The organism is Enterobacter hormaechei subsp. hoffmannii, from assembly GCF_001729745.1.
In the GTDB taxonomy this organism is placed as follows: domain Bacteria; phylum Pseudomonadota; class Gammaproteobacteria; order Enterobacterales; family Enterobacteriaceae; genus Enterobacter; species Enterobacter intestinihominis.
The window spans coordinates 3040007-3062154 of the sequence record NZ_CP017186.1 but is presented as its reverse complement, the minus strand read 5'-3'; the positions used below and the strand labels follow the sequence as shown (position 1 = coordinate 3062154).

At 58.9% G+C, this 22148-nt stretch carries 20 protein-coding genes; 16 read left to right on the top strand and 4 right to left on the bottom strand.

What is annotated here, in order from left to right:
* Positions 1-9 precede the first annotated feature (9 nt).
* The 8 genes from nuoG to nuoN all read left to right on the top strand — a co-directional run bounded on the left by nuoG (position 10) and on the right by nuoN (position 10120).
* Positions 10-2733 carry an NADH-quinone oxidoreductase subunit NuoG gene (gene nuoG / locus BFV65_RS14285; RefSeq protein ID WP_069596790.1) on the top strand — a complete coding sequence of 908 codons (2724 nt, stop codon included), beginning with the start codon at positions 10-12 and terminating at the stop codon, positions 2731-2733.
* Complete coding sequence (gene nuoH / locus BFV65_RS14280; RefSeq protein WP_022648828.1) at positions 2730-3707, top strand: NADH-quinone oxidoreductase subunit NuoH; 978 nt, start codon at positions 2730-2732, stop codon at positions 3705-3707. Before nuoG ends, nuoH begins: the two co-directional genes overlap by 4 nt.
* A gap of 14 nt (positions 3708-3721) precedes the next feature.
* Positions 3722-4264 (top strand): NADH-quinone oxidoreductase subunit NuoI, encoded by a 543-nt coding sequence (gene nuoI, locus BFV65_RS14275; protein ID WP_003861491.1) that lies wholly within the window; start codon positions 3722-3724, stop codon positions 4262-4264.
* Positions 4265-4274: 10 nt separating this feature from the next.
* The gene (nuoJ, locus tag BFV65_RS14270) at positions 4275-4829 is read left to right on the top strand and encodes an NADH-quinone oxidoreductase subunit J (protein WP_069596789.1); all 555 of its coding nucleotides are present in this window, start codon (positions 4275-4277) and stop codon (positions 4827-4829) included.
* Positions 4826-5128: an NADH-quinone oxidoreductase subunit NuoK gene (gene nuoK, locus BFV65_RS14265; RefSeq protein WP_006176506.1), complete on the top strand. Its 303-nt coding sequence runs from the start codon at positions 4826-4828 to the stop codon at positions 5126-5128. The genes nuoJ and nuoK overlap by 4 nt, the downstream gene beginning before the upstream one ends.
* The gene (nuoL, locus tag BFV65_RS14260) at positions 5125-6966 is read left to right on the top strand and encodes an NADH-quinone oxidoreductase subunit L (RefSeq protein WP_022648827.1); all 1842 of its coding nucleotides are present in this window, start codon (positions 5125-5127) and stop codon (positions 6964-6966) included. Before nuoK ends, nuoL begins: the two co-directional genes overlap by 4 nt.
* A gap of 160 nt (positions 6967-7126) precedes the next feature.
* Positions 7127-8656 (top strand): NADH-quinone oxidoreductase subunit M, encoded by a 1530-nt coding sequence (gene nuoM / locus BFV65_RS14255; protein WP_023300624.1) that lies wholly within the window; start codon positions 7127-7129, stop codon positions 8654-8656.
* Positions 8657-8662: 6 nt separating this feature from the next.
* Positions 8663-10120 carry an NADH-quinone oxidoreductase subunit NuoN gene (gene nuoN, locus BFV65_RS14250; RefSeq protein WP_022648825.1) on the top strand — a complete coding sequence of 486 codons (1458 nt, stop codon included), beginning with the start codon at positions 8663-8665 and terminating at the stop codon, positions 10118-10120.
* A gap of 99 nt (positions 10121-10219) precedes the next feature.
* On the opposite strand, the gene BFV65_RS14245 is transcribed toward nuoN, so the two are convergent.
* Both BFV65_RS14245 and rbn read right to left on the bottom strand, forming a co-directional pair.
* A complete protein-coding gene (locus BFV65_RS14245) occupies positions 10220-11224 on the bottom strand; it encodes a chemotaxis protein (RefSeq protein WP_023306639.1) in 1005 nt (334 codons plus the stop codon).
* Positions 11225-11288: 64 nt separating this feature from the next.
* A complete protein-coding gene (gene rbn / locus BFV65_RS14240) occupies positions 11289-12206 on the bottom strand; it encodes a ribonuclease BN (protein WP_022648823.1) in 918 nt (305 codons plus the stop codon).
* 71 nt (positions 12207-12277) lie between these two features.
* Here rbn and BFV65_RS14235 point away from each other — a divergent pair, with 71 nt between their 5' ends.
* The 8 genes from BFV65_RS14235 (at position 12278) to menE (ending at position 20189) form a co-directional block, all read left to right on the top strand.
* Positions 12278-12742 carry a GNAT family N-acetyltransferase gene (locus tag BFV65_RS14235; RefSeq protein ID WP_038416448.1) on the top strand — a complete coding sequence of 155 codons (465 nt, stop codon included), beginning with the start codon at positions 12278-12280 and terminating at the stop codon, positions 12740-12742.
* Between the two features lie 50 nt (positions 12743-12792).
* Positions 12793-13098 carry a stress response protein ElaB gene (elaB, locus tag BFV65_RS14230; protein WP_022648821.1) on the top strand — a complete coding sequence of 102 codons (306 nt, stop codon included), beginning with the start codon at positions 12793-12795 and terminating at the stop codon, positions 13096-13098.
* Between the two features lie 86 nt (positions 13099-13184).
* Positions 13185-14480, top strand: a complete 1296-nt coding sequence (gene menF / locus BFV65_RS14225) for an isochorismate synthase MenF (protein WP_069596788.1) — start codon at positions 13185-13187, stop codon at positions 14478-14480.
* An 88-nt stretch (positions 14481-14568) separates the two neighbouring features.
* Positions 14569-16239: a 2-succinyl-5-enolpyruvyl-6-hydroxy-3-cyclohexene-1-carboxylic-acid synthase gene (gene menD, locus BFV65_RS14220; RefSeq protein ID WP_069596787.1), complete on the top strand. Its 1671-nt coding sequence runs from the start codon at positions 14569-14571 to the stop codon at positions 16237-16239.
* Complete coding sequence (gene menH / locus BFV65_RS14215; protein WP_069596786.1) at positions 16236-17012, top strand: 2-succinyl-6-hydroxy-2,4-cyclohexadiene-1-carboxylate synthase; 777 nt, start codon at positions 16236-16238, stop codon at positions 17010-17012. The genes menD and menH overlap by 4 nt, the downstream gene beginning before the upstream one ends.
* Positions 17009-17866 carry a 1,4-dihydroxy-2-naphthoyl-CoA synthase gene (gene menB / locus BFV65_RS14210; protein WP_014832749.1) on the top strand — a complete coding sequence of 286 codons (858 nt, stop codon included), beginning with the start codon at positions 17009-17011 and terminating at the stop codon, positions 17864-17866. Before menH ends, menB begins: the two co-directional genes overlap by 4 nt.
* The gene (gene menC, locus BFV65_RS14205; protein ID WP_069596785.1) at positions 17866-18831 is read left to right on the top strand and encodes an o-succinylbenzoate synthase; all 966 of its coding nucleotides are present in this window, start codon (positions 17866-17868) and stop codon (positions 18829-18831) included. Before menB ends, menC begins: the two co-directional genes overlap by 1 nt.
* Entirely contained in the window at positions 18828-20189 is a 1362-nt protein-coding gene (gene menE / locus BFV65_RS14200) for an o-succinylbenzoate--CoA ligase (protein WP_069596784.1), read from the top strand. Before menC ends, menE begins: the two co-directional genes overlap by 4 nt.
* Here menE and BFV65_RS14195 read toward each other — a convergent pair whose 3' ends face one another.
* On the bottom strand, positions 20190-21704 hold the full coding sequence (locus BFV65_RS14195) for a tripartite tricarboxylate transporter permease (RefSeq protein ID WP_023300617.1): 1515 nt from the start codon (positions 21702-21704) through the stop codon (positions 20190-20192).
* Between the two features lie 11 nt (positions 21705-21715).
* Positions 21716-22147: a tripartite tricarboxylate transporter TctB family protein gene (locus tag BFV65_RS14190; protein WP_022648813.1), complete on the bottom strand. Its 432-nt coding sequence runs from the start codon at positions 22145-22147 to the stop codon at positions 21716-21718.
* Position 22148: the final 1 nt, after the last annotated feature.

Sequence of the window (22148 nt, the reverse complement as noted above, 5' to 3'; positions counted from 1 at the left end):
AGCATGCTAATGGCTACGATTCATGTAGACGGCAAAGAATACGAAGTCAACGGGGCGGACAACCTGCTGGAAGCTTGTCTGTCTCTTGGCCTCGATATTCCGTACTTTTGCTGGCATCCGGCGCTGGGCAGCGTCGGTGCTTGCCGCCAGTGTGCGGTGAAGCAATATCAAAACGCGGAAGACACGCGTGGTCGACTGGTGATGTCCTGTATGACGCCAGCCACCGAAGGCACTTTTATTTCGATTGATGACGAAGAAGCCAAACAGTTCCGCGAAAGCGTAGTGGAGTGGTTGATGACCAACCACCCACACGACTGTCCGGTGTGTGAGGAGGGGGGTAACTGCCACCTTCAGGATATGACCGTCATGACCGGTCACAGCTTCCGTCGCTATCGCTTTACCAAGCGTACCCACCGAAATCAGGATCTGGGGCCGTTCATCTCTCACGAAATGAACCGCTGCATCGCCTGCTACCGCTGCGTGCGTTACTACAAAGATTATGCAGACGGTCAGGATCTGGGCGTGTATGGCGCGCATGACAACGTTTACTTCGGTCGTCCGGAAGACGGTACGCTTGAAAGCGAATTCTCCGGTAACCTGGTAGAAATCTGCCCGACCGGCGTGTTCACGGATAAAACCCACTCCGAGCGTTACAACCGTAAATGGGACATGCAGTTTGCGCCAAGCATCTGCCAGCAGTGCTCCCTCGGCTGTAACACCAGCCCGGGTGAACGTTACGGTGAACTGCGTCGTATCGAAAACCGTTACAACGGTACCGTTAACCACTACTTCCTCTGCGATCGCGGTCGTTTTGGCTATGGCTATGTGAACCTGAAAGACCGTCCGCGTCAGCCGGTTCAGCGCCGTGGCGACGACGTCATTACCCTCAACGCTGAACAGGCGATGCAGGGCGCGGCAGATATTCTGCGCCAGTCGAAGAAAGTGATCGGCATCGGCTCCCCGCGCGCCAGCATCGAAAGCAACTTCGCGCTGCGCGAGCTGGTTGGGGCGGAAAACTTCTATACCGGTATCGCCCATGGCGAGCAGGAACGTCTGCAACTGGTGCTGAAAGTGCTGCGTGAAGGCGGTGTACACACGCCTGCGCTGCGCGAAATCGAATCCTATGATGCGGTTCTGGTGCTCGGGGAAGACCTGACGCAGACCGGCGCACGCGCGGCTCTGGCGGTTCGTCAGGCGGTGAAGGGCAAAGCACGTGAAATGGCAGCAGCGCAGAAAGTGGCTGACTGGCAGATTGCGGCGATCCTCAACATCGGCCAGCGCGCGAAGCATCCTCTGTTTGTGACTAACGTCGACAACACCCGTCTGGACGATATCGCCGCGTGGACCTACTGCGCGCCGGTTGAAGATCAGGCGCGCCTCGGCTTTGCCATTGCCCACGCGCTGGACAGCAACTCGCCGGCCGTTGAACTGGATCGCGACCTGCAGAACAAGGTCGACGTGATTGTTCAGGCGCTGGCGGGGGCGAAAAAACCACTGATCATTTCCGGTACCAACGCCGGTAGCGCTGAAATCATTCAGGCCGCAGCGAACGTTGCCAAAGCCCTGAAGGGCCGTGGCGCTGACGTCGGTGTGACCATGATTGCCCGTGCGGTGAACAGCATCGGACTGGGCATGATTGGTGGCGGCTCGCTGGAAGAAGCGTTAAGCGAACTGGAATCCGGTTCTGCTGATGTGGTGGTAGTGCTGGAAAATGACCTGCATCGCCACGCTTCCGCCGCTCGCGTTGACGCCGCGCTCTCCAAAGCACCGCTGGTGATGGTTATCGACCATCAGCGCACCGCGATCATGGACAAAGCACACCTGGTGCTCTCTGCTGCAAGCTTCGCAGAAAGCGACGGGACGGTGATCAACAACGAAGGCCGCGCACAGCGCTTCTTCCAGGTTTATGACCCGGCCTACTACGACAGCAACACCGTGATGCTGGAAAGCTGGCGCTGGCTGCACTCTCTGCACAGCACCGTGCAGAGCCGTGAAGTGGACTGGACGCAGCTCGACCACGTTATCGACGCGGTTGTTGAGAAACTGCCTCAGCTGGCGGGCATTAAAGACGCCGCGCCTGACGCAAGCTTCCGTATTCGCGGCCAGAAACTGGCGCGTGAGCCGCACCGCTACAGCGGTCGTACTGCGATGCGTGCCAACATCAGCGTGCACGAACCGCGTCAGCCGCAGGATAAAGACACCATGTTCGCCTTCTCGATGGAAGGGAACAACCAGCCGTCTGCGCCGCGTTCGCAAATCCCGTTTGCATGGGCACCGGGCTGGAACTCCCCGCAGGCATGGAACAAATTCCAGGCTGAAGTGGGTGGTCATCTGCGCCACGGCGATCCGGGCGTGCGTCTGATTGAAGCCTCCGAAACCGGTCTGGACTTCTTCTCTACCGTTCCGGAACGTTTCCAGGCACAGGAAGGCCACTGGCGTATTGCGCCGTACTACCATCTGTTCGGTAGCGACGAAATGTCCCAGCGTTCTCCGGTATTCCAGCAGCGTATGCCGCAGCCGTACATCAAGCTCAACCCGGCGGATGCCGCGAAGCTTGGCGTTAACGCGGGTGCGAACATTGCCTTTAGCTACGACGGCCAGACAATCAGCCTGCCGCTGATTATTTCTGAAAGCCTGTCAGCAGGGCAGGTGGGTCTGCCGATGGGTATGCCTGGCATCGCGCCGGTCCTGGCGGGTGCGCATCTTGATAACCTTCAGGAGGCAAAAGCATGAGTTGGTTAACGCCGGATCTTATCGACATCCTGCTGAGCATTCTGAAAGCGGTCGTCATTCTGCTGGTGGTCGTCACCTGCGGCGCGTTCATGAGCTTTGGTGAACGTCGTCTGCTCGGTCTGTTCCAGAACCGTTACGGACCGAACCGCGTGGGCTGGGGTGGTTCACTCCAGCTGGTGGCGGACATGATCAAGATGTTCTTTAAAGAGGACTGGGTTCCGCGCTTCTCGGACCGCGTGATCTTTACGCTGGCACCGATGATCGCCTTTACCTCGCTGCTGCTGGCGTTTGCTATCGTTCCCGTCAGCCCAACCTGGGTGGTGGCTGACCTGAACATCGGCATTCTGTTCTTCCTGATGATGGCAGGCCTCGCGGTGTACGCGGTGCTGTTCGCAGGCTGGTCCAGTAACAACAAATACTCGCTGCTGGGTGCGATGCGTGCTTCCGCGCAGACGCTGAGCTACGAAGTGTTCCTGGGACTCTCCCTGATGGGCGTGGTGGCGCAGGCCGGTTCATTCAACATGACCGACATCGTCAACAACCAGGCCGACATCTGGAACGTTATCCCGCAGTTCTTTGGTTTTGTGACCTTTGCTATCGCGGGCGTGGCGGTGTGTCACCGTCACCCGTTTGACCAGCCAGAAGCCGAACAGGAACTGGCCGACGGTTACCACATTGAATATTCCGGTATGAAATTCGGTCTGTTCTTCGTGGGCGAGTACATCGGTATCGTCACCATTTCCGCGTTGATGGTAACGCTGTTCTTTGGTGGCTGGCATGGCCCGTTCTTACCGCCGTTCATCTGGTTCGCGCTGAAAACCGCGTTCTTCATGATGATGTTCATTTTGATTCGTGCGTCCTTACCGCGTCCGCGTTATGACCAGGTAATGTCCTTCGGCTGGAAAGTGTGCCTGCCGCTGACGCTCGTCAACTTGTTGGTAACGGCGGCTGTCATTCTCTGGCAGCAGCCATAAGGGGCTTTGAGATCATGACCTTAAAAGAATTACTCGTAGGCTTTGGCACCCAGGTACGCAGTATCTGGATGATCGGCCTGCACGCGTTTGCCAAACGCGAAACCCGGATGTATCCGGAGGAGCCGGTATATCTGCCGCCGCGCTACCGTGGCCGTATCGTGCTGACGCGCGACCCGGACGGTTCCGAGCGCTGCGTAGCCTGTAACCTGTGTGCGGTAGCGTGTCCGGTAGGCTGTATCTCTCTGCAGAAAGCCGAGACGGTAGACGGCCGCTGGTACCCTGAGTTCTTCCGCATCAACTTCTCACGCTGCATTTTCTGCGGTCTGTGTGAAGAAGCGTGCCCAACCACGGCGATTCAGCTGACTCCAGACTTCGAGCTGGGTGAGTACAAGCGTCAGGACCTGGTGTACGAGAAAGAGGATCTGCTGATTTCCGGTCCGGGCAAATACCCGGAATATAACTTCTACCGGATGGCGGGTATGGCAATCGACGGCAAAGATAAGGGCGAAGCAGAGAACGAAGCTAAGCCTATCGACGTCAAGAGCCTGTTACCGTAAGGAGAGGGCAATGGAATTCGCTTTTTATATCTGTGGCCTTATCGCCATCCTGGCTACGCTGCGAGTGATCACGCACACCAATCCGGTGCATGCGTTGCTGTATTTAATCATTTCGCTGCTGGCTATTTCCGGGGTGTTCTTTGCGCTGGGCGCGCAATTTGCCGGTGCGCTGGAAATTATCGTCTACGCGGGTGCCATTATGGTGCTGTTCGTGTTCGTGGTGATGATGCTCAACCTGGGCGGCTCTGAAATTGAGCAGGAACGTCAATGGTTAAAACCGCAGGTGTGGATTGGCCCGGCAATTTTGTCGGCCATCATGCTGGTGGTGATTGTTTACGCTATTCTGGGCGTTAACGACCAGGGCATTGACGGCACGCCAATCAGCGCCAAGGCTGTTGGTATTGCGCTGTTTGGTCCGTACGTTCTGGCGGTTGAACTGGCCTCTATGCTGCTGCTGGCGGGCCTGGTTGTTGCCTTCCACGTCGGTCGCGAAGAACGTGTTGGTGAGGTGCTGAGCAACCGCACTGATGACCGTGCGAAAAGAAAAACGGAGGAGCGCGCATGATCCCCTTAACACATGGACTGATCCTCGCTGCGATTTTGTTCGTTCTGGGCTTAACCGGTCTGGTTATCCGCCGCAATCTGCTGTTTATGCTGATCGGTCTGGAAATCATGATCAACGCTTCCGCGCTGGCCTTTGTGGTCGCCGGCAGCTACTGGGGCCAGGCCGACGGTCAGGTGATGTACATTCTCGCCATCAGCCTCGCGGCTGCCGAAGCGAGTATTGGCCTGGCGCTGTTGCTGCAGCTCCATCGTCGCCGCCAGAACCTGAACATCGATTCAGTAAGTGAGTTGCGTGGATGAACATGCTTGCCTTAACCATTATTTTTCCGCTGATTGGCTTCGTGCTGCTGGCATTTTCTCGCGGCCGCTGGTCTGAGAATCTGTCTGCCACCGTGGGCATTGGCTCAATCGGTCTGGCTGCGCTGGTGACAGCGTATGCGGGTATCGATTTCTTTAACAATGGACGTCAGGCCTACAGCGTGCCGCTGTGGAACTGGATGTCGGTCGGTAACTTCAACATCGGTTTCAACCTGGTGCTGGATGGTCTGTCTCTGACCATGCTCTCCGTGGTCACCGGCGTCGGCTTCCTGATCCACATGTTCGCCTCCTGGTACATGCGCGGTGAAGAGGGATACTCCCGCTTCTTCGCCTACACCAACCTGTTTATCGCCAGCATGGTGGTACTGGTGCTGGCCGATAACCTGCTGCTGATGTATCTGGGCTGGGAAGGCGTGGGTCTGTGCTCTTACCTGCTGATCGGTTTCTACTACACCGATCCGAAGAATGGCGCAGCGGCCATGAAAGCGTTCGTCGTGACCCGCGTGGGTGACGTCTTCCTCGCTTTCGCGCTGTTCATTCTCTACAACGAACTGGGCACGCTGAACTTCCGCGAAATGGTGGAACTGGCGCCAGCGCACTTCGAAGCAGGCAACAACATGCTGTGGTGGGCAACGCTGATGCTGCTGGGTGGTGCTGTGGGTAAATCCGCACAGCTGCCGTTGCAGACATGGCTTGCCGACGCGATGGCGGGTCCAACCCCTGTCTCCGCGCTGATCCACGCCGCGACCATGGTCACCGCCGGTGTCTACCTGATTGCGCGTACCCATGGCCTGTTCCTGATGACCCCGGAAATTCTGCATCTGGTGGGTATCGTCGGTGCGGTTACGCTGGTGCTGGCAGGCTTTGCCGCACTGGTGCAGACCGACATCAAACGCGTTCTCGCGTACTCCACCATGAGCCAGATTGGTTACATGTTCCTGGCGCTGGGCGTTCAGGCGTGGGACGCAGCCATTTTCCACCTGATGACGCACGCGTTCTTTAAAGCGCTGCTGTTCCTCTCATCCGGTTCGGTGATCCTGGCCTGCCACCACGAGCAGAATATCTTCAAAATGGGCGGACTGCGTAAGTCCATCCCGCTCGTCTATGTCTGCTTCCTGGTAGGCGGCGCGGCGCTGGCGGCACTGCCGCTGATTACCGCAGGCTTCTTCAGTAAGGATGAAATCCTGGCGGGCGCCATGGCGAATGGTCATATCAATCTGATGGTTGCGGGTCTGGTCGGTGCGTTTATGACCTCCCTGTACACCTTCCGTATGATTTTCATCGTCTTCCACGGTAAAGAACAAATTCACGCTCACGCAGGGAAGGGGATTACCCACCACCTGCCGCTGATTGTGCTGCTGGTACTCTCCACCTTCGTTGGCGCGATGATTGTGCCACCGTTGCAGGGCGTACTGCCGGCAACAACCGAGCTTGAGCACGGTCGCGTTCTGACGCTTGAAATCACCTCGGGCGTTGTGGCTATCGCGGGCATCCTGATTGCCGCATGGCTGTGGCTGGGCAAACGCACGCTGGTGACTGCCGTTGCCAACAGCGCGCCGGGCCGTCTGCTGGGCACCTGGTGGTACAACGCATGGGGCTTCGACTGGCTGTACGACATGATCTTCGTGAAGCCGTTCTTGGGCATTGCGTGGCTGTTGAAGCGCGATCCGCTGAACAGCCTGATGAATATCCCGGCGATCCTCTCTCGCTTTGCAGGTAAAGGCCTGCTGTACAGCGAGAACGGCTATCTGCGCTGGTATGTGGCATCCATGAGCATCGGTGCGGTTGTCGTGCTGGCGCTGCTGATGGTGTTGCGATAGTGGTTTTTGCCCGGTGGCGCTGCGCTTACCGGGCCTACGAGACCGTAGGTCGGGTAAGCGTGAGCGTCACCCGACACCACAAACCGCACTAACACGTGAATTTTGTCGAATTCGTTGAAAATCGGTCCCTGAGGGACTTTAACAAGGAATAAAAATCGCCATGTTATTACCCTGGCTAATATTAATTCCCTTCATCGGCGGCTTCCTGTGCTGGCAGACTGAACGCTTTGGCGTGAAGATGCCGCGCTGGATCGCGCTGATCACCATGGGATTGACGCTCGCGCTTGGCCTGCAACTGTGGTTGCAGGGTGGCTACTCATTGACCCAGTCTGCGGGCCTTCCGCAGTGGCAATCTGAGTTCATTCTGCCGTGGATCCCACGTTTCGGTATCACGATCCACCTTGCGATTGACGGTCTGTCGCTGCTGATGGTCGTGCTGACCGGTCTGCTCGGCGTTCTGGCGGTACTCTGCTCCTGGCGAGAAATCGAAAAATACCAGGGCTTCTTCCACCTGAACCTGATGTGGATCCTGGGCGGCGTTATCGGCGTGTTCCTGGCCATCGACATGTTCCTGTTCTTCTTCTTCTGGGAGATGATGCTGGTGCCGATGTACTTCCTGATCGCGCTGTGGGGCCACAAGGCATCCGACGGTAAAACGCGTATCACGGCGGCCACCAAGTTCTTCATCTACACCCAGGCGAGTGGTCTGGTGATGTTGATTGCCATCCTGGCGCTGGTGTTTGTGCATTACAACGCCACCGGCGTCTGGACCTTCAACTATGAAGATCTGCTGAAGACCCCGATGTCCCACGGTGTGGAATACCTGCTGATGCTCGGCTTCTTCATCGCCTTCGCGGTGAAAATGCCGGTGGTTCCGCTGCACGGCTGGCTGCCGGACGCGCACTCTCAGGCGCCAACGGCGGGTTCCGTTGACCTGGCGGGTATCTTGCTGAAAACGGCGGCCTACGGTCTGCTGCGTTTCTCCCTGCCGCTGTTCCCGAACGCCTCCGCAGAGTTTGCGCCGATTGCCATGTGGCTTGGCGTGATCGGTATCTTCTACGGTGCATGGATGGCCTTCACGCAGTACGACATCAAACGTCTGATTGCTTACACCTCCGTTTCCCACATGGGCTTCGTACTGATTGCCATCTACACCGGTAGCCAGCTGGCGTACCAGGGCGCGGTGATCCAGATGATTGCGCACGGTCTGTCCGCAGCCGGTCTCTTCATCCTGTGCGGTCAGCTGTACGAACGTCTGCATACCCGCGACATGCGTATGATGGGCGGCCTGTGGGGCAAAATGAAATGGCTGCCTGCACTCTCCATGTTCTTCGCGGTTGCCACCCTGGGTATGCCAGGTACCGGTAACTTCGTTGGCGAATTTATGATTCTGTTCGGCAGCTTCAAAGTGGTTCCGATGATTACCGTCATCTCCACCTTTGGTCTGGTGTTCGCCTCCGTGTACTCGCTGGCGATGCTGCACCGCGCCTACTTCGGTAAAGCGAAGAGCGAAATTGCTGCTAAAGAACTGCCGGGGATGTCGCTGCGTGAGCTGTCCATCATCCTGCTGCTGGTCGTACTGCTGGTGCTGCTGGGCTTCTATCCGCAGCCGATTCTGGATACCTCGCACTCCGCGATGGGTAACATCCAGCAGTGGTTTGTTAATTCTGCTTCTACTACAAGGCCGTAATTCGCCATGACAATAACTCCACAACAACTGATCGCGCTGCTACCGCTGCTGATCGTCGGATTGACGGTGGTGGTTGTGATGCTCTCCATTGCGTGGCGACGCAATCACTTCCTGAATGCGACCCTGTCCGTTCTGGGTCTGAACGCTGCGTTAGTCTCCCTCTGGTTTGTTGGCCAGGCGGGCGCAATGGACGTCACGCCGCTGATGCGCGTTGACGGCTACGCCATGCTCTACACCGGTCTGGTGCTGCTGGCGAGCCTGGCAACCTGTACCTTTGCGTACCCGTGGCTCGAAGGGTACAACGACAACAAAGAAGAGTTTTACCTGCTGGTACTGATTGCCGCACTGGGCGGCATTCTGCTGGCGAACGCGAACCACATGGCCGCGCTGTTCCTCGGTATTGAGCTGATCTCACTGCCGCTGTTCGGCCTGATTGGTTACGCCTTCCGCCAGAAACGCTCACTGGAAGCGGCTATCAAGTACACCATCTTGTCCGCTGCTGCGTCGTCGTTCCTGCTGTTCGGTATCGCGCTGCTGTATGCACAGACGGGTAACCTCTCCTTCCTGGCGCTCGGCAAGAGCCTCGGCGACGGCATGATGCATGAGCCGCTGCTGCTGGCGGGTCTGGGCATGATGATTGTTGGCCTTGGCTTTAAACTCTCTCTGGTGCCGTTCCACCTGTGGACGCCAGACGTTTATCAGGGTGCGCCAGCGCCGGTCTCTACCTTCCTGGCGACGGCGAGCAAAATCGCTATCTTTGGCGTGGTCATGCGTCTGTTCCTGTACGCCCCGGTGGGTGACAGCGAAGCGGTTCGCGTGGTGCTGGGCATTATCGCGTTCGTCTCCATCATCTTCGGTAACCTGATGGCGCTGAGCCAGACCAACATTAAGCGTCTGCTGGGCTACTCCTCAATCTCCCATCTGGGCTACCTGCTGGTGGCGCTGATTGCGCTGCAAAGCGGTGAGATGTCGATGGAAACCGTGGGTGTGTATCTGGCCGGTTACCTGTTCAGCAGCCTCGGCGCGTTCGGCGTGGTGAGCCTGATGTCCAGCCCGTACCGTGGCCCGGATGCAGATTCCCTGTTCTCCTACCGTGGTCTGTTCTGGCACCGTCCGATTCTGTCTGCGGTAATGACCGTGATGATGCTCTCTCTGGCGGGTATCCCGATGACGCTGGGCTTTATCGGTAAGTTCTACGTGCTGGCCGTCGGTGTGCAGGCGGGTCTGTGGTGGCTGACTGCCGGTGTCGTTATCGGCTCCGCGATTGGTCTTTACTACTACCTGCGTGTGGCTGTGAGCCTGTACCTGAGCGCGCCTCAGCAGCTCAACCGTGATGCACCGTCCAACTGGCAGTACAGCGCCGGGGGGATCGTGGTGCTGATCTCCGCGCTTCTGGTGCTAATCTTCGGTATCTATCCGCAGCCGCTGATTGAGATTGTGCAGCGCGCGATGCCGCTGATGTAAAAGCAAAAAACCCGCCTCGGCGGGTTTTTTATTGCCCAGCGGCGCTACGCTTGCAGGGCCTACAGGTCTTGTAGGTCGGGTAAGCGAAGCGCCACCCGACTAAGCTAACTGCTTCCTGCTTATAAGCGGCCCGTCAATCTTCTTCATCGAGCGGTCCAGCACCTCTTCAATCACCGACGACAGCTCATTCAGCTCAAACTTCGCCACATAGCCGTCAGCCTTCACTTTGCGTATATGATCTTCGTTCGCGTTGCCGGAAAGAGACGAGTGGATCACCACCGGAATATCTTTCAGTACCGGATCAGTTTTGATTTTGCGCGTCAGCGTAAAGCCGTCCATCTCCGGCATTTCGAGGTCGGTTAATACCAGGGCAATCTTATCGGTAACGGGGACGCCCTCTGCCTGAGCCTGCGCGGCCAGCTGAGTGATTTTCTCCCATGCGTCTTTGCCGGTGATATGCAGCTGAGCCGGGATCTCCATTGCCTGCAATCCCTTCTCCAGCATTGAGCGCGCTACTTTCGAGTCTTCAGCAACAATCGCGACAGAGCCAGGCTTGATGTTGAATTTGGTGGTTTCCAGATGGGTGGCGTGCAGATCGTGGTTCGCCGGGGTGATGTCATACAGGATCTGCTCCACGTCGAGCACCATTGCCAGATCGTTGGTATCGGTCTTATCGTCCAGACAGGCAATGCTGGTGATGTAGCGACCGCTGACGGCGGTTTCCGCGGCGTGCACCTGCTTCCAGTCGAGACGCATGATATTCTCCACCGATTCCACGGCAAACGCCTGCACGCTGCGGGCATATTCGGTGATCAGCAAAATGTTTAGCCCGGTGGCTGGCTTGCAGCCGGCGACGGCGGCCAGATCGATCACCGGGATCACCTGGTCGCGAATATTTACCATCCCCATCAGCGGAGACTTCATTCCCGCTGGTTTGGTGAAGGTCGGCATCGGCACAATTTCGCGCAGTTTGAACACGTTGATGCCGAACAGCTCGGATTTATTTTCGTTCAGAGAGGTGCCAAGACGGAACAGCAACAGTTCAAAACGGTTGGACTGGGTCAGGTTCGCCCTGTCATCAATATCTTTCTGGAAATTATCCATTCTACCCTCAAGAGAAATGCTGGCCTTTTAATCGTTATCGGCACCCTGAGGGAAAAATGAAGGACTAAACGCTGACCTGAGCAAAATCTTCCGCCAGCTCGCATGCCGGGAACACCTCCCGACACTCTGCCAGCAGGCTTTCACAGCCGCGGACGTCATAGCGTGAGCTGACGTGAGTGACAATCAGTTTCCGGACGCCAGCCTCGCGCGCCAGCTGCGCGGCCTGACGCGTTGAGCTGTGCCCCCGGCTATTGGCTTTTTCTTCCATCGCCGCTTCCAGCGTTGCCTCATGCACCATCACATCCACACCCCCGGCAAGCCGGAGCGCCGAAGGGCAGGGGGCGGTATCCCCAAAAATAGCCAGTTTTTTGCCCGGCTGCGGCGGCGCAAGGTAATCCTGACCGTTGATGACGCGCCCGTCTTCCAGCGTGACGGTCTCGCCGTGCTTCAGACGCTGGAACAGCGGGCCAGGTTTCACCCCATCGGCCTGCAACGCGGCGGCGTTCAGCGCGCCGGGCTTGTCATGCTCCTCAACGCGATAGCCGTAGCATTCCACCGGATGGTTAAGCGGGTAAGCGCGCACCTGGTAATCTCCGTCGTCGAACACCAGACCTTCGCCGATCTCAACCACCTCCAGCGGATAATCGGTCCACGAGCCGCTCAGGCGCAGCGTGGTCTCAACGAATGCCTGAATACCCGCAGGGCCATAAATGGTCAGCGGGTTAGCGTTACCGGCCATCGAACGGCTACACAGCAGGCCCGGCAGGCCAAACAGATGGTCGCCGTGCAGATGGGTGATAAATATTTTATCCACTTTCCCCGGGTGGTATGAGGTATGCAGCAACTGATGCTGCGTACCTTCGCCGCAGTCAAACAGCCACAGCCCGCCGCGGGTAGGATGCTTAAGATCCAGCAGAATCGCCGTCACGTTGCGTGAGCGGGTTGGCACGCCCGCGGACGTACCCAGAAAAATCAGTTCCATAACGCAATCAGCCCTTTGCCGAATGGGAAGGGGTTTAGTATAACGTGATGAACCCCAGGAAGGAGAAACACATGATCCAGTGGCAAGATCTACACCACAGCGAACTGACTATTCAGTCACTCTACGCCCTGCTCAAACTGCGCTGCGAAGTTTTTGTGGTTGAACAAACCTGCCCGTATCAGGATATCGACGGCGATGACCTGGTCGGCGAGAACCGGCACATCCTCGGCTGGCGCGATAACGAGCTGGTGGCGTATGCGAGGATTCTGAAAAGCGAAGAGGATTTTGACCCTGTCGTCATTGGCCGCGTCATTATCAGCGGAAGCGCGCGCGGTGAAAAGCTGGGCTATCAGCTGATGGAAAAAACGCTGGACGCATGCCAGAAACGGTGGCCAGACAAGGCGTTATACCTGGGCGCGCAGGCGCATTTGCAATCATTCTATGGCCATTTTGGTTTTACCCCGGTCACGGACATTTACGATGAAGATGGCATCCCACACATCGGTATGGCGCGCGAAGCGAAACAGGCGCAATAGCGAGACGTTGTCTATAGTTATCGGACTGGTGTACTAACATGGAGAAAAATATGTCATTTCAATCCTGGGATACCCGAGCAGACGACGATTTAACGCTGTTAAGCGAAACGCTGGAAGAAGTACTGCGCTCTTCAGGCGATCCTGCCGATCAGAAGTACATTGAGCTCAAAGCCCGCGCCGAGCAGGCGCTGCATGACGTGAAAAACCGCGTCAGCAACGCATCCGACAATTACTACTACCGCGCCAAACAGGCGGTTTATCGTGCCGACGATTATGTGCACGAAAAGCCGTGGCAGGGCATTGGGGTCGGTGCGGCCGTAGGGCTGGTGCTGGGCCTGCTGTTAGCCCGTCGTTAAGCCGGTAAACCCCTCCCTACACGTGGGTACTGCTATTTATCATCAGTACCCCGTATAATGTAAGGTTTTAACAGGGAGAGGTTCGCGTGCATTCGATTTCCATCGCGCTGGAACGCCTGCGCACTCAGCTTGCGCATGCGTTACCCGCTACACCCGGTTTTCGCCATTTCGATGTCTCTTTCCCGTTAAACGACGCCTTCGATCCGCTGGCCTGGCTGGGTGTGCAGCGATGCTATCCCCAGTTTTACTGGCAACAGCGGAGCGGTGATGAAGAACTTGCCGCGCTCGGAAGCCTCGCCCATTTTGACTCTCTGGCCTCGGCCTCCCGGTTTTTGCACACCCATGACGTAGCCAATGATACCCGTATCTGCGGCCTGAACGCCTTCAACCCGGCACAGGGAAAGCTGTTTTTACCGCGCCTTCTCTGGCGACGGTCTGGCGGGGTCGCCACGCTGCGCCTGCAACTGTGGAGCGAAACGTCGCTGTGTGACGATGCCGGTGACGCACTGAAGTTTATTGATAACCTGCGCGACGCCGCGCCGATCCGCCCGTTGTCCGTGCAGATTGTGCAGGAAACCCATCATCCGGAAAAACCGGAATGGCTGGCGTTGATTCGTCAGGCGACGGATACCCTTGCTCGCGGCGATTTTGAGAAAGTGGTGCTCGCACGTGCTACAGACGTGCAGTGCCAGCAGCCCGTGAACGCCATCGCGCTAATGGCCGCCAGCCGCGCGCTAAACCTCAACTGCTATCATTTTTGTATGGTCTTTGACGCCAGCAACGCGTTCCTCGGCTCGACGCCCGAGCGACTGTGGCGGCGACGCGGCATGCTGCTGCGCACTGAAGCGCTGGCAGGCACCGTCGCCAGCCATTCTGACGATAAGCAGGCCCAGCGTCTGGGCGACTGGCTGATGAACGACGACAAAAATCAGCGGGAAAATATGCTGGTGGTGGAAGATATCTGCCAGCGTCTTCAGCACCATACCCGGACGCTGGAGATCCTCCCAGCGCAGGTGCTGCGTCTGCGCAAGGTGCAGCATTTACGCCGCTGTATCTGGACCGAACTCAAACAGTCTGATGACGAGCAGTGTCTGCATATTCTGCAACCGACGGCGGCGGTGGCCGGGCTGCCGCGTCAGGCAGCGCGAGAATTTATTGCGAAAGTGGAGCCGTTTGACCGGGAGTGGTACGCCGGATCGGCGGGCTATTTATCGCGCGATCAAAGCGAGTTCTGCGTGGCATTACGCTCCGCCCGCGTTCATGACGCCGCGCTGCGTCTTTATGCGGGGGCGGGCATCGTCAGCGGCTCCGATCCAGAGCAGGAGTGGCAGGAGATCGAAAATAAGGCCGCCGGGCTGCGTTCCCTCCTCCTGAGGGATTAATACTGATTCGTGCAATCCCGATTCATATCAAAATTCTGACTTTTTCTATTATTTATACTGTGTCGCATTCTTGATACTGGACAATCTCATGTCAGTAAGTTCTTTTAACCGACGCTGGGCGACGGTGATCCTTGAAGCCCTGACCCGCCATGGTGTCAGGCATGTGTGTATTGCTCCGGGCTCTCGCTCCACGCCGCTCACCCTTGCTGCGGCGGAAAACAGGGCTTTTATTCATCACACCCATTTTGACGAGCGTGGTCTCGGCCACCTGGCGCTCGGGCTGGCGAAAGTCAGCAACGCGCCCGTGGCGGTGATAGTGACTTCCGGCACGGCGGTGGCAAACCTCTATCCCGCGCTGATTGAAGCGGGGTTAACCGGCGAAAAGCTGATTTTACTCACCGCCGATCGTCCTCCGGAACTTATTGACTGCGGCGCGAACCAGGCGATTCGTCAGCCTGGCATTTTTGCCTCGCATCCTTCACAGACGGTCTCGTTGCCGCGCCCCACCCAGGATATTCCCGCCAGCTGGCTGGTCTCAACTCTCGACCACGCCATGAACGCACTGCGCAGCGGCGGGCTGCACATTAACTGCCCGTTTGCCGAGCCGCTGTACGGCGAAATGAACGAGACCGGCCTCACCTGGCAACAGCAGCTGGGAGAATGGTGGGAGAGCGAAAAGCCCTGGCTGCGTGAGCAGACGCATCTGGAAAGCGCTAAGCAGCGCGACTGGTTCTTCTGGCGTCAGAAGCGCGGGGTGGTGCTTGCCGGGCGGATGAGCGCGGCGGAAGGCAGGCTGGCGGCGGAGTGGGCACAAACGCTTGGCTGGCCGCTGATTGGTGATGTGCTTTCCCAGACGGGCCAGCCGCTGCCCTGCGCTGACCTCTGGCTGGGGAACGCGAAAGCGGTCACCGAGCTGGCGCAGGCGCAAATTGTCGTCCAGCTGGGCTCGAGCCTGACGGGCAAGCGACTGCTCCAGTGGCAGGCCACCTGTACGCCAGAAGAGTACTGGCTGGTGGATCCGCTCGAAGGACGCCTTGACCCGGCGCACCATCGCGGTCGCCGCCTGGTGAGCGATATTGACAGCTGGCTGGAATTGCATCCGGCGGAAAAACGCAAACCCTGGGCGGTGGAGATCCCGGCGCTGTCGCGTCAGGCGTGGGAACTCACCAAAGCGCAGTGCGAGGAGTTCAGTGAAGCCGGGCTGGCGCACCGTATCCGCAAATATCTTCCCGAGCAGGGGCAACTTTTTGTCGGTAACAGCCTGGTGGTGCGCCTGATTGACGCCTTTTCGCAGCTGCCCGCGGGTTATCCGGTATACAGCAACCGGGGCGCGAGCGGCATTGACGGGCTGATCTCCACCGCCGCTGGCGTACAGCGGGCCAGCGCAAAATCCACGCTGGCGATTGTGGGGGATCTCTCAGCCCTCTACGATCTCAACGCGCTGGCGCTCCTGCGTCAGGCGTCGGCTCCGTTCGTGCTGATTGTTGTTAACAATAACGGCGGACAGATTTTCTCCCTGCTGCCGACGCCGCAAAGCGAACGTGAGCGCTTCTATCTGATGCCGCAAAACGTGCAGTTCGAACACGCCGCCGCCATGTTCAGCCTGAAGTACCATCGCCCGGAAAACTGGGACGCGCTGGAGACGGCGCTGAACACCGCCTGGCGGCAGCCTGGCGCGACGCTGATTGAGCTGGTGGTAAACGATTCTGACGGCGCGCAGAAGCTGCAACATCTGCTGGCGCAGGTGAGTCACCTGTGATCCTCGCTGGCGTCACTCAGCCCGGAAAATCAGGCTACCCCTGGCTGGTTTTCCTGCACGGTTTTTCCGGTGACTGTCGTGAGTGGCAGACCGTTGGGGCGTCGCTGCATGACTACCCCAGGCTCTACCTTGACCTGCCCGGGCACGGTGGTTCAGCGGATACGGGCGTGACGGGGTTTGCAGAGGTAAGTGAATTGCTCACGTATACCTTAATTAGTTACAACATACTAAATTACTGGCTGGTTGGGTACTCTCTCGGTGGCCGCATTGCGATGTTCCATGCCTGCCAGCATCCTGCGGGGTTAGACGGGGTGATTGTGGAAGGTGGACACCCTGGGCTGCAAGACGTCGAGGCGCGCCAGGCGCGGCTGACCTCGGACCGCCGCTGGGCGTCACGTTTTCGCAGTGAGCCGCTTGAAGCCGTCTTTGCCGACTGGTATCAACAGCCGGTCTTTACCTCCCTTACGGATGAACAGCGCAACGCGCTGATCGCGCTGCGTAGCCGGAACAACGGCCCGAGGCTGGCTGAGATGCTGGAAGCCACCTCGCTTGCCGTTCAGCCTGATTTACGTCCCGCGCTCACCGCGCGTGATTTTTCTTTCGACTATCTCTATGGCGAACGTGACGGGAAGTTTGCAGCCATCGCTGCTGAACTTAACGCCATGCGTCATGCTATCCCTCATGCCGGACACAACGCCCACCGGGACAACCCGGAAGCGGTTGCCGCGAGTCTGGCTCAGATACTGCGTTATCGAACAAAGGACACGCTATGATCTATCCTGATGAAAACATGCTTTACGCGCCGGTTGAATGGCAGGACTGCTCCGAAGGCTACACCGACATTCGCTACCACAAATCCACCGATGGTATCGCTAAAATCACCATCAATCGTCCACAGGTACGCAACGCGTTTCGTCCGCTGACCGTAAAAGAGATGATCCAGGCGCTGGCGGATGCACGCTACGACGACAACATCGGCGTCATCGTCCTCACCGGGGAAGGGGAGAAAGCCTTCTGCTCGGGCGGCGATCAGAAAGTCCGCGGCGACTACGGCGGATACCAGGATGATGCCGGCACGCACCACCTGAACGTGCTGGATTTCCAGCGCCAGATCCGCACCTGTCCAAAACCGGTGGTTGCGATGGTAGCAGGTTATTCCATCGGCGGCGGTCACGTGCTGCACATGATGTGTGACCTGACTATCGCGGCGGAAAATGCCATTTTCGGCCAGACTGGCCCGAAAGTTGGCTCCTTCGACGGCGGCTGGGGGGCATCCTACATGGCGCGCATCGTCGGCCAGAAAAAAGCCCGCGAAATCTGGTTCCTGTGCCGTCAGTACAACGCCCAGGAAGCGCTGGACATGGGGCTGGTTAACACCGTGGTGCCGATCGCCGATCTGGAAAAAGAGACCGTGCGCTGGTGTCGCGAAATGCTGCAAAACAGCCCAATGGCGCTGCGCTGCCTGAAAGCGGCCCTCAACGCCGACTGTGACGGTCAGGCGGGACTTCAGGAGCTGGCGGGTAACGCCACCATGCTGTTCTATATGACCGAAGAGGGTCAGGAAGGGCGCAACGCGTTCAACGAAAAACGCCAGCCAGACTTCAGCAAATACAAACGGAACCCGTAATGCGTCGCGCGCAGGTTTACCGCTGGCAGATACCGATGGACGCGGGCGTGGTACTGCGTGAAAGGCGGTTAAAAACCCGTGATGGCTTTTTCGTGCATCTCCGGCAGGGCGAGCGGGAAGGGTGGGGTGAAATCGCCCCGCTTCCGGGCTTTAGCCTGGAAACGCTGGATGAGGCGCATGCGGCGCTGATGGCCTGGACACACGAATGGCGTGAGGGGGCAGATCCGTCGCTGCCGGACGTTCCTTCCGTCGCGTTCGGCATCAGCTGCGCGCTGGCAGAGCTGGACGGCTGTTTGCCGGATGCGGCGAATTATCGCGCCGCGCCGCTCTGTTCCGGCGATCCGGATGAACTTTTCGCGCTGCTCTCCGGGATGCCTGGCGAGAAGGTGGCGAAAATTAAGGTCGGCCTGTACGAAGCGGTGCGCGACGGAATGGTGGTTAACCTGTTACTGGAAGCCATTCCCGATCTGCACCTGCGCCTGGACGCCAACCGCGCCTGGACGCCGCTCAGGGCGCAGCAGTTTGCGAAGTACGTCAACCCGGCGTACCGCAACCGCATCGCGTTTCTCGAAGAGCCGTGCAAAACGCGCGACGACTCTCGCGCCTTCGCCCGGGAAACCGGCATTGCCATTGCCTGGGATGAGAGCCTGCGCGAAGCCGGTTTTACGTTTGCCGCCGAGCCGGGCGTCGGTGCCGTGGTCATTAAGCCAACGCTGACCGGCAGCCTCGACAAGGTGCGCGAGCAGGTTGCGGCGGCCCATGCCGCAGGGCTGACGGCGGTGATCAGTTCATCCATCGAATCCAGCCTCGGGCTGACGCAACTGGCGCGCATCGCTGCATGGTTAACGCCGGACACCGTTCCCGGTCTTGATACGCTAAACCTGATGCAGGCCCAGCTGATTCGCCAGTGGCCGGACAGCACCTTGCCGTGCCTCGATGTCGGGACGCTGGAGCCGCTGCAATGACTTTTACCGACTGGCCGTGGCGGCACTGGCGCTCCAGGAGTGCCGATACACCCGCGCTGCGTTTAGACGATATAACGCTCAACTGGTCACAGCTGGGCGAGCGTATCGATCGTCTGGCAGCCGGTTTTCAGTCTCAGGGTGTCAGGGACGGTGACGGCGTCATGCTGCTCGCCCACAACCATCCGCAGACCCTGCTGGCCTGGCTGGCGTTGCTTCAGTGCGGCGCCCGCATTTTGCCGGTGAACCCTCAGCTTCCCCGTCCGCTGCTGGACGTCCTCCTGCCGCAGATGACCCTGCGCTTTGCGCTGGTGCTTAACGGTGAGTATGACGGTCTGCCCGCGCTGGCATTAAGAGAGGGTGAGGGGCAGGGCGGCGTGACGTGGCAGGCAGAACGGCTGGCCTCGATGACGCTCACCTCCGGCTCCACCGGCTTGCCAAAAGCGGCGGTGCACACCTGTGCCGCCCACCTTGCCAGCGCAAAAGGCGTGTTGTCGCTGATGCCTTATGGCGGTGATGACGACTGGCTGCTGTCCTTGCCGCTGTTTCACGTCTCCGGTCAGGGGATTTTGTGGCGCTGGTTGCAGGGCGGAGGCCGTCTCACCGTGCGTGAAAAACAGCCGCTGGAGCAGGCCCTGCAGGGCTGTACCCACGCCTCGCTGGTGCCGACGCAGCTGTGGCGGCTGCTCAATTCACACCATCCCGTTGCGCTGAAAGCCGTGCTGCTCGGCGGGGCGGAAATCCCCGTTGAGCTGACCGAACAGGCGCGCAAGCAGGGGATCCGCACGTTCTGCGGCTACGGTCTGACCGAGTTCGCCTCCACCGTCTGCGCCAAAGAGGCCGACGGCGCGCCGGACGTGGGCAGCGCGCTGCCGGGCAGAGACCTTCAGGTGGTGAACGGTGAAGTCTGGATCCGGGCGGAAAGCATGGCGGCGGGCTACTGGCGAGACGGCGCCTTACTGCCGCTTGTCAACGAGCAGGGCTGGTTCGCCACCCGCGATCGCGGCGAGTGGCATGACGGACGCCTGACCATTCTGGGCCGAATGGACAATCTCTTTTTCAGCGGCGGAGAAGGGATCCAGCCGGAAGCGCTGGAGCGCGTTATCGTCACACATCCGCAGGTTAGCCAGGTGTTTATCGTCCCGCTGGATGACGCCGAATACGGGCAACGCCCGGTGGCGGTAGTGGAATGTGAGCCGGGCACGGATATCACGTTGTTGCCGGAGTGGGTTCAGGGCAGGCTGGCACGCTTTGAGCAGCCGGTACACTGGCTGGCGCTGCCGTCAGAACTGAAAAATGGCGGGATAAAGATCTCCCGCCAGTCGTTAAGGCAGTGGGTCAATGCCCTGTTGAGGGGCTAATCAGCCGATATCCGGCTGCGGTTTCTGCTGGCGTCGACGCATCCAGCGCAGCACCGGCGGCACGACAATCACCATGATCGCCATCGCCAGCAGGATCTTCGTCACGCTGCTCTCCCACAGGATCGCCATGTTGCCATTGCTGATGGAGAGGGCGCGGCGCAGGTTCTGCTCCAGCATTTCCCCCAATACAAACCCTAAAATCAGCGGCGACATCGGGAAGTGCATCTTGCGCAGAATGTAGCCCAGCACGCCGAGCAGCACCATTAACACCAGGTCGAAGGTGGTGCTGTGCACCGCGTACACCCCAACCGCAGAGACGGCGGCGATGGCCGGGACCAGGAACCACAGGGGAATGGTCAGCATACGGGTGAATAGCCCGATCAGCGGGATGTTCATCACCAGCAGCATCACGTTGGCGATCAGCAGGGCGGCAATCAAACCCCAGACGATATCGGGCTGCTCGGTAAACATCGCCGGACCGGGAGTGATGTTATAGAGCGTCAGCGCGCCCATCATCACCGCGGTGGTGCCGGAGCCTGGCACGCCGAGGGTCAGCATCGGGATAAACGAGCCGCAGGCCGAGGCGTTATTGGCCGCCTCTGGCGCCGCCACGCCGCGTATATCGCCCTTACCGAAGCTGTCGCTGTTGCCGCTCAGCTTTTTCTCGGTCATGTAGGTGATGGCGCTGGCGATGGTCGCCCCCGCGCCGGGCAGGATGCCGACAAAGAAACCAATCACCGACGAACGCAGAGTAGCACCCACACACTGTGCCCCCTCTTTGGCATTAAAGAGCATACGTCCGGTTTTACGCACTAGCGTCTGCCCGCTGCTGGTATGTTCCAGCATCAGTAAGATTTCTGAGACAGAGAACAGACCAATCACCACGACGATAAACTGCACGCCGTCAGACAGGTGGACGCTGTCGAAGGTAAAGCGATAAACCCCGGTGTTGGCATCCACGCCGACGGTGGCCAGACTGAGGCCAATCAACGCAGACAAAAACGACTTCAGCGGATTCTGCGCCATCATGCTGCCGAGACAGGCGATGGCGAATACCATCAGGGCAAAATACTCGGCCGGACCAAACGCCAGCGACCACTGGGCCAGCGCCGGGGCGAAGAGGATGATGCCGCCAATGGCGATCAGGGAGCCAAAGAACGAGCTGACGGCGGAAATAGAGAGCGCCACGCCGCCGCGTCCCTGCTGCGCCATCGGATAACCATCCAGCGCGGTCATAATGGCAGCGGCATCGCCGGGCACGTTAAGCAGTATCGAGGAAATACGCCCCCCGTATTCGCAGCCGATATAAACCGTCGCCAGCAGGATCAACGCCGACTCCGCAGGCAGGTGCAGCGCAAAGGCCAGCGGCAGTAAAATCGCCACGCCGTTGATAGGCCCAAGGCCCGGCAGCAGGCCAACGATCGTCCCGACGAAACAGCCGATCAGGGCGATCACCAGGTTTTCCGGGGTCATCGCTACCGCGAACCCCTGAGAGAGATAGATCCAGGTATCCATAGCGTGCTCCGTTAGTTAAACCATGCGCCGAGCGGCAGGGTCACGTCCAGCAGGCGGTCGAAGGCGTACCAGAGTAAAATGCCCAGTACGACCCCGGAGATCCCCGCCGCAGGCAGCGAGGCGTTAAACAGTATGCCAATCACCATCGTCAGCAGGGCGGTGGCGATCGGGAAGCCGAGCCACTCAAAGCCCCACGCGTACATCAACAGAACAATCACCATTACCAGCAGACGTTGCAGCGTGCGGCGTGGCGGCCACTCCACGGTGTCCGGATGGCGCAGCAGCAGGGCCACCGAACAGAGCAGCATCAGGCCAACAATGCCTACGGGAAAGGGGCGTGGCCCCACGGGTTCATAGCTGTATTCGCTGTGGATCTGCCAGGCGACGAACAGGCCGCCAATGCAGAGCAGCAGCCATATCCCGGCAAAAATGCGATCGCTCATA

Coding starts and splice junctions, on each gene's coding strand:
- nuoI (WP_003861491.1), top strand. CDS start 3,722: ATGACCTTAAAAGAATTACTCGTAGGCTTTGGCACCCAGGTACGCAGT.
- nuoL (WP_022648827.1), top strand. CDS start 5,125: ATGAACATGCTTGCCTTAACCATTATTTTTCCGCTGATTGGCTTCGTG.
- nuoK (WP_006176506.1), top strand. CDS start 4,826: ATGATCCCCTTAACACATGGACTGATCCTCGCTGCGATTTTGTTCGTT.
- elaB (WP_022648821.1), top strand. CDS start 12,793: ATGTCATTTCAATCCTGGGATACCCGAGCAGACGACGATTTAACGCTG.
- rbn (WP_022648823.1), bottom strand. CDS start 12,206: ATGGAACTGATTTTTCTGGGTACGTCCGCGGGCGTGCCAACCCGCTCA.
- nuoM (WP_023300624.1), top strand. CDS start 7,127: ATGTTATTACCCTGGCTAATATTAATTCCCTTCATCGGCGGCTTCCTG.
- BFV65_RS14235 (WP_038416448.1), top strand. CDS start 12,278: ATGATCCAGTGGCAAGATCTACACCACAGCGAACTGACTATTCAGTCA.
- menB (WP_014832749.1), top strand. CDS start 17,009: ATGATCTATCCTGATGAAAACATGCTTTACGCGCCGGTTGAATGGCAG.
- BFV65_RS14195 (WP_023300617.1), bottom strand. CDS start 21,704: ATGGATACCTGGATCTATCTCTCTCAGGGGTTCGCGGTAGCGATGACC.
- nuoN (WP_022648825.1), top strand. CDS start 8,663: ATGACAATAACTCCACAACAACTGATCGCGCTGCTACCGCTGCTGATC.
- nuoH (WP_022648828.1), top strand. CDS start 2,730: ATGAGTTGGTTAACGCCGGATCTTATCGACATCCTGCTGAGCATTCTG.
- menD (WP_069596787.1), top strand. CDS start 14,569: ATGTCAGTAAGTTCTTTTAACCGACGCTGGGCGACGGTGATCCTTGAA.
- nuoG (WP_069596790.1), top strand. CDS start 10: ATGGCTACGATTCATGTAGACGGCAAAGAATACGAAGTCAACGGGGCG.
- nuoJ (WP_069596789.1), top strand. CDS start 4,275: ATGGAATTCGCTTTTTATATCTGTGGCCTTATCGCCATCCTGGCTACG.
- BFV65_RS14245 (WP_023306639.1), bottom strand. CDS start 11,224: ATGGATAATTTCCAGAAAGATATTGATGACAGGGCGAACCTGACCCAG.
- BFV65_RS14190 (WP_022648813.1), bottom strand. CDS start 22,147: ATGAGCGATCGCATTTTTGCCGGGATATGGCTGCTGCTCTGCATTGGC.
- menE (WP_069596784.1), top strand. CDS start 18,828: ATGACTTTTACCGACTGGCCGTGGCGGCACTGGCGCTCCAGGAGTGCC.
- menC (WP_069596785.1), top strand. CDS start 17,866: ATGCGTCGCGCGCAGGTTTACCGCTGGCAGATACCGATGGACGCGGGC.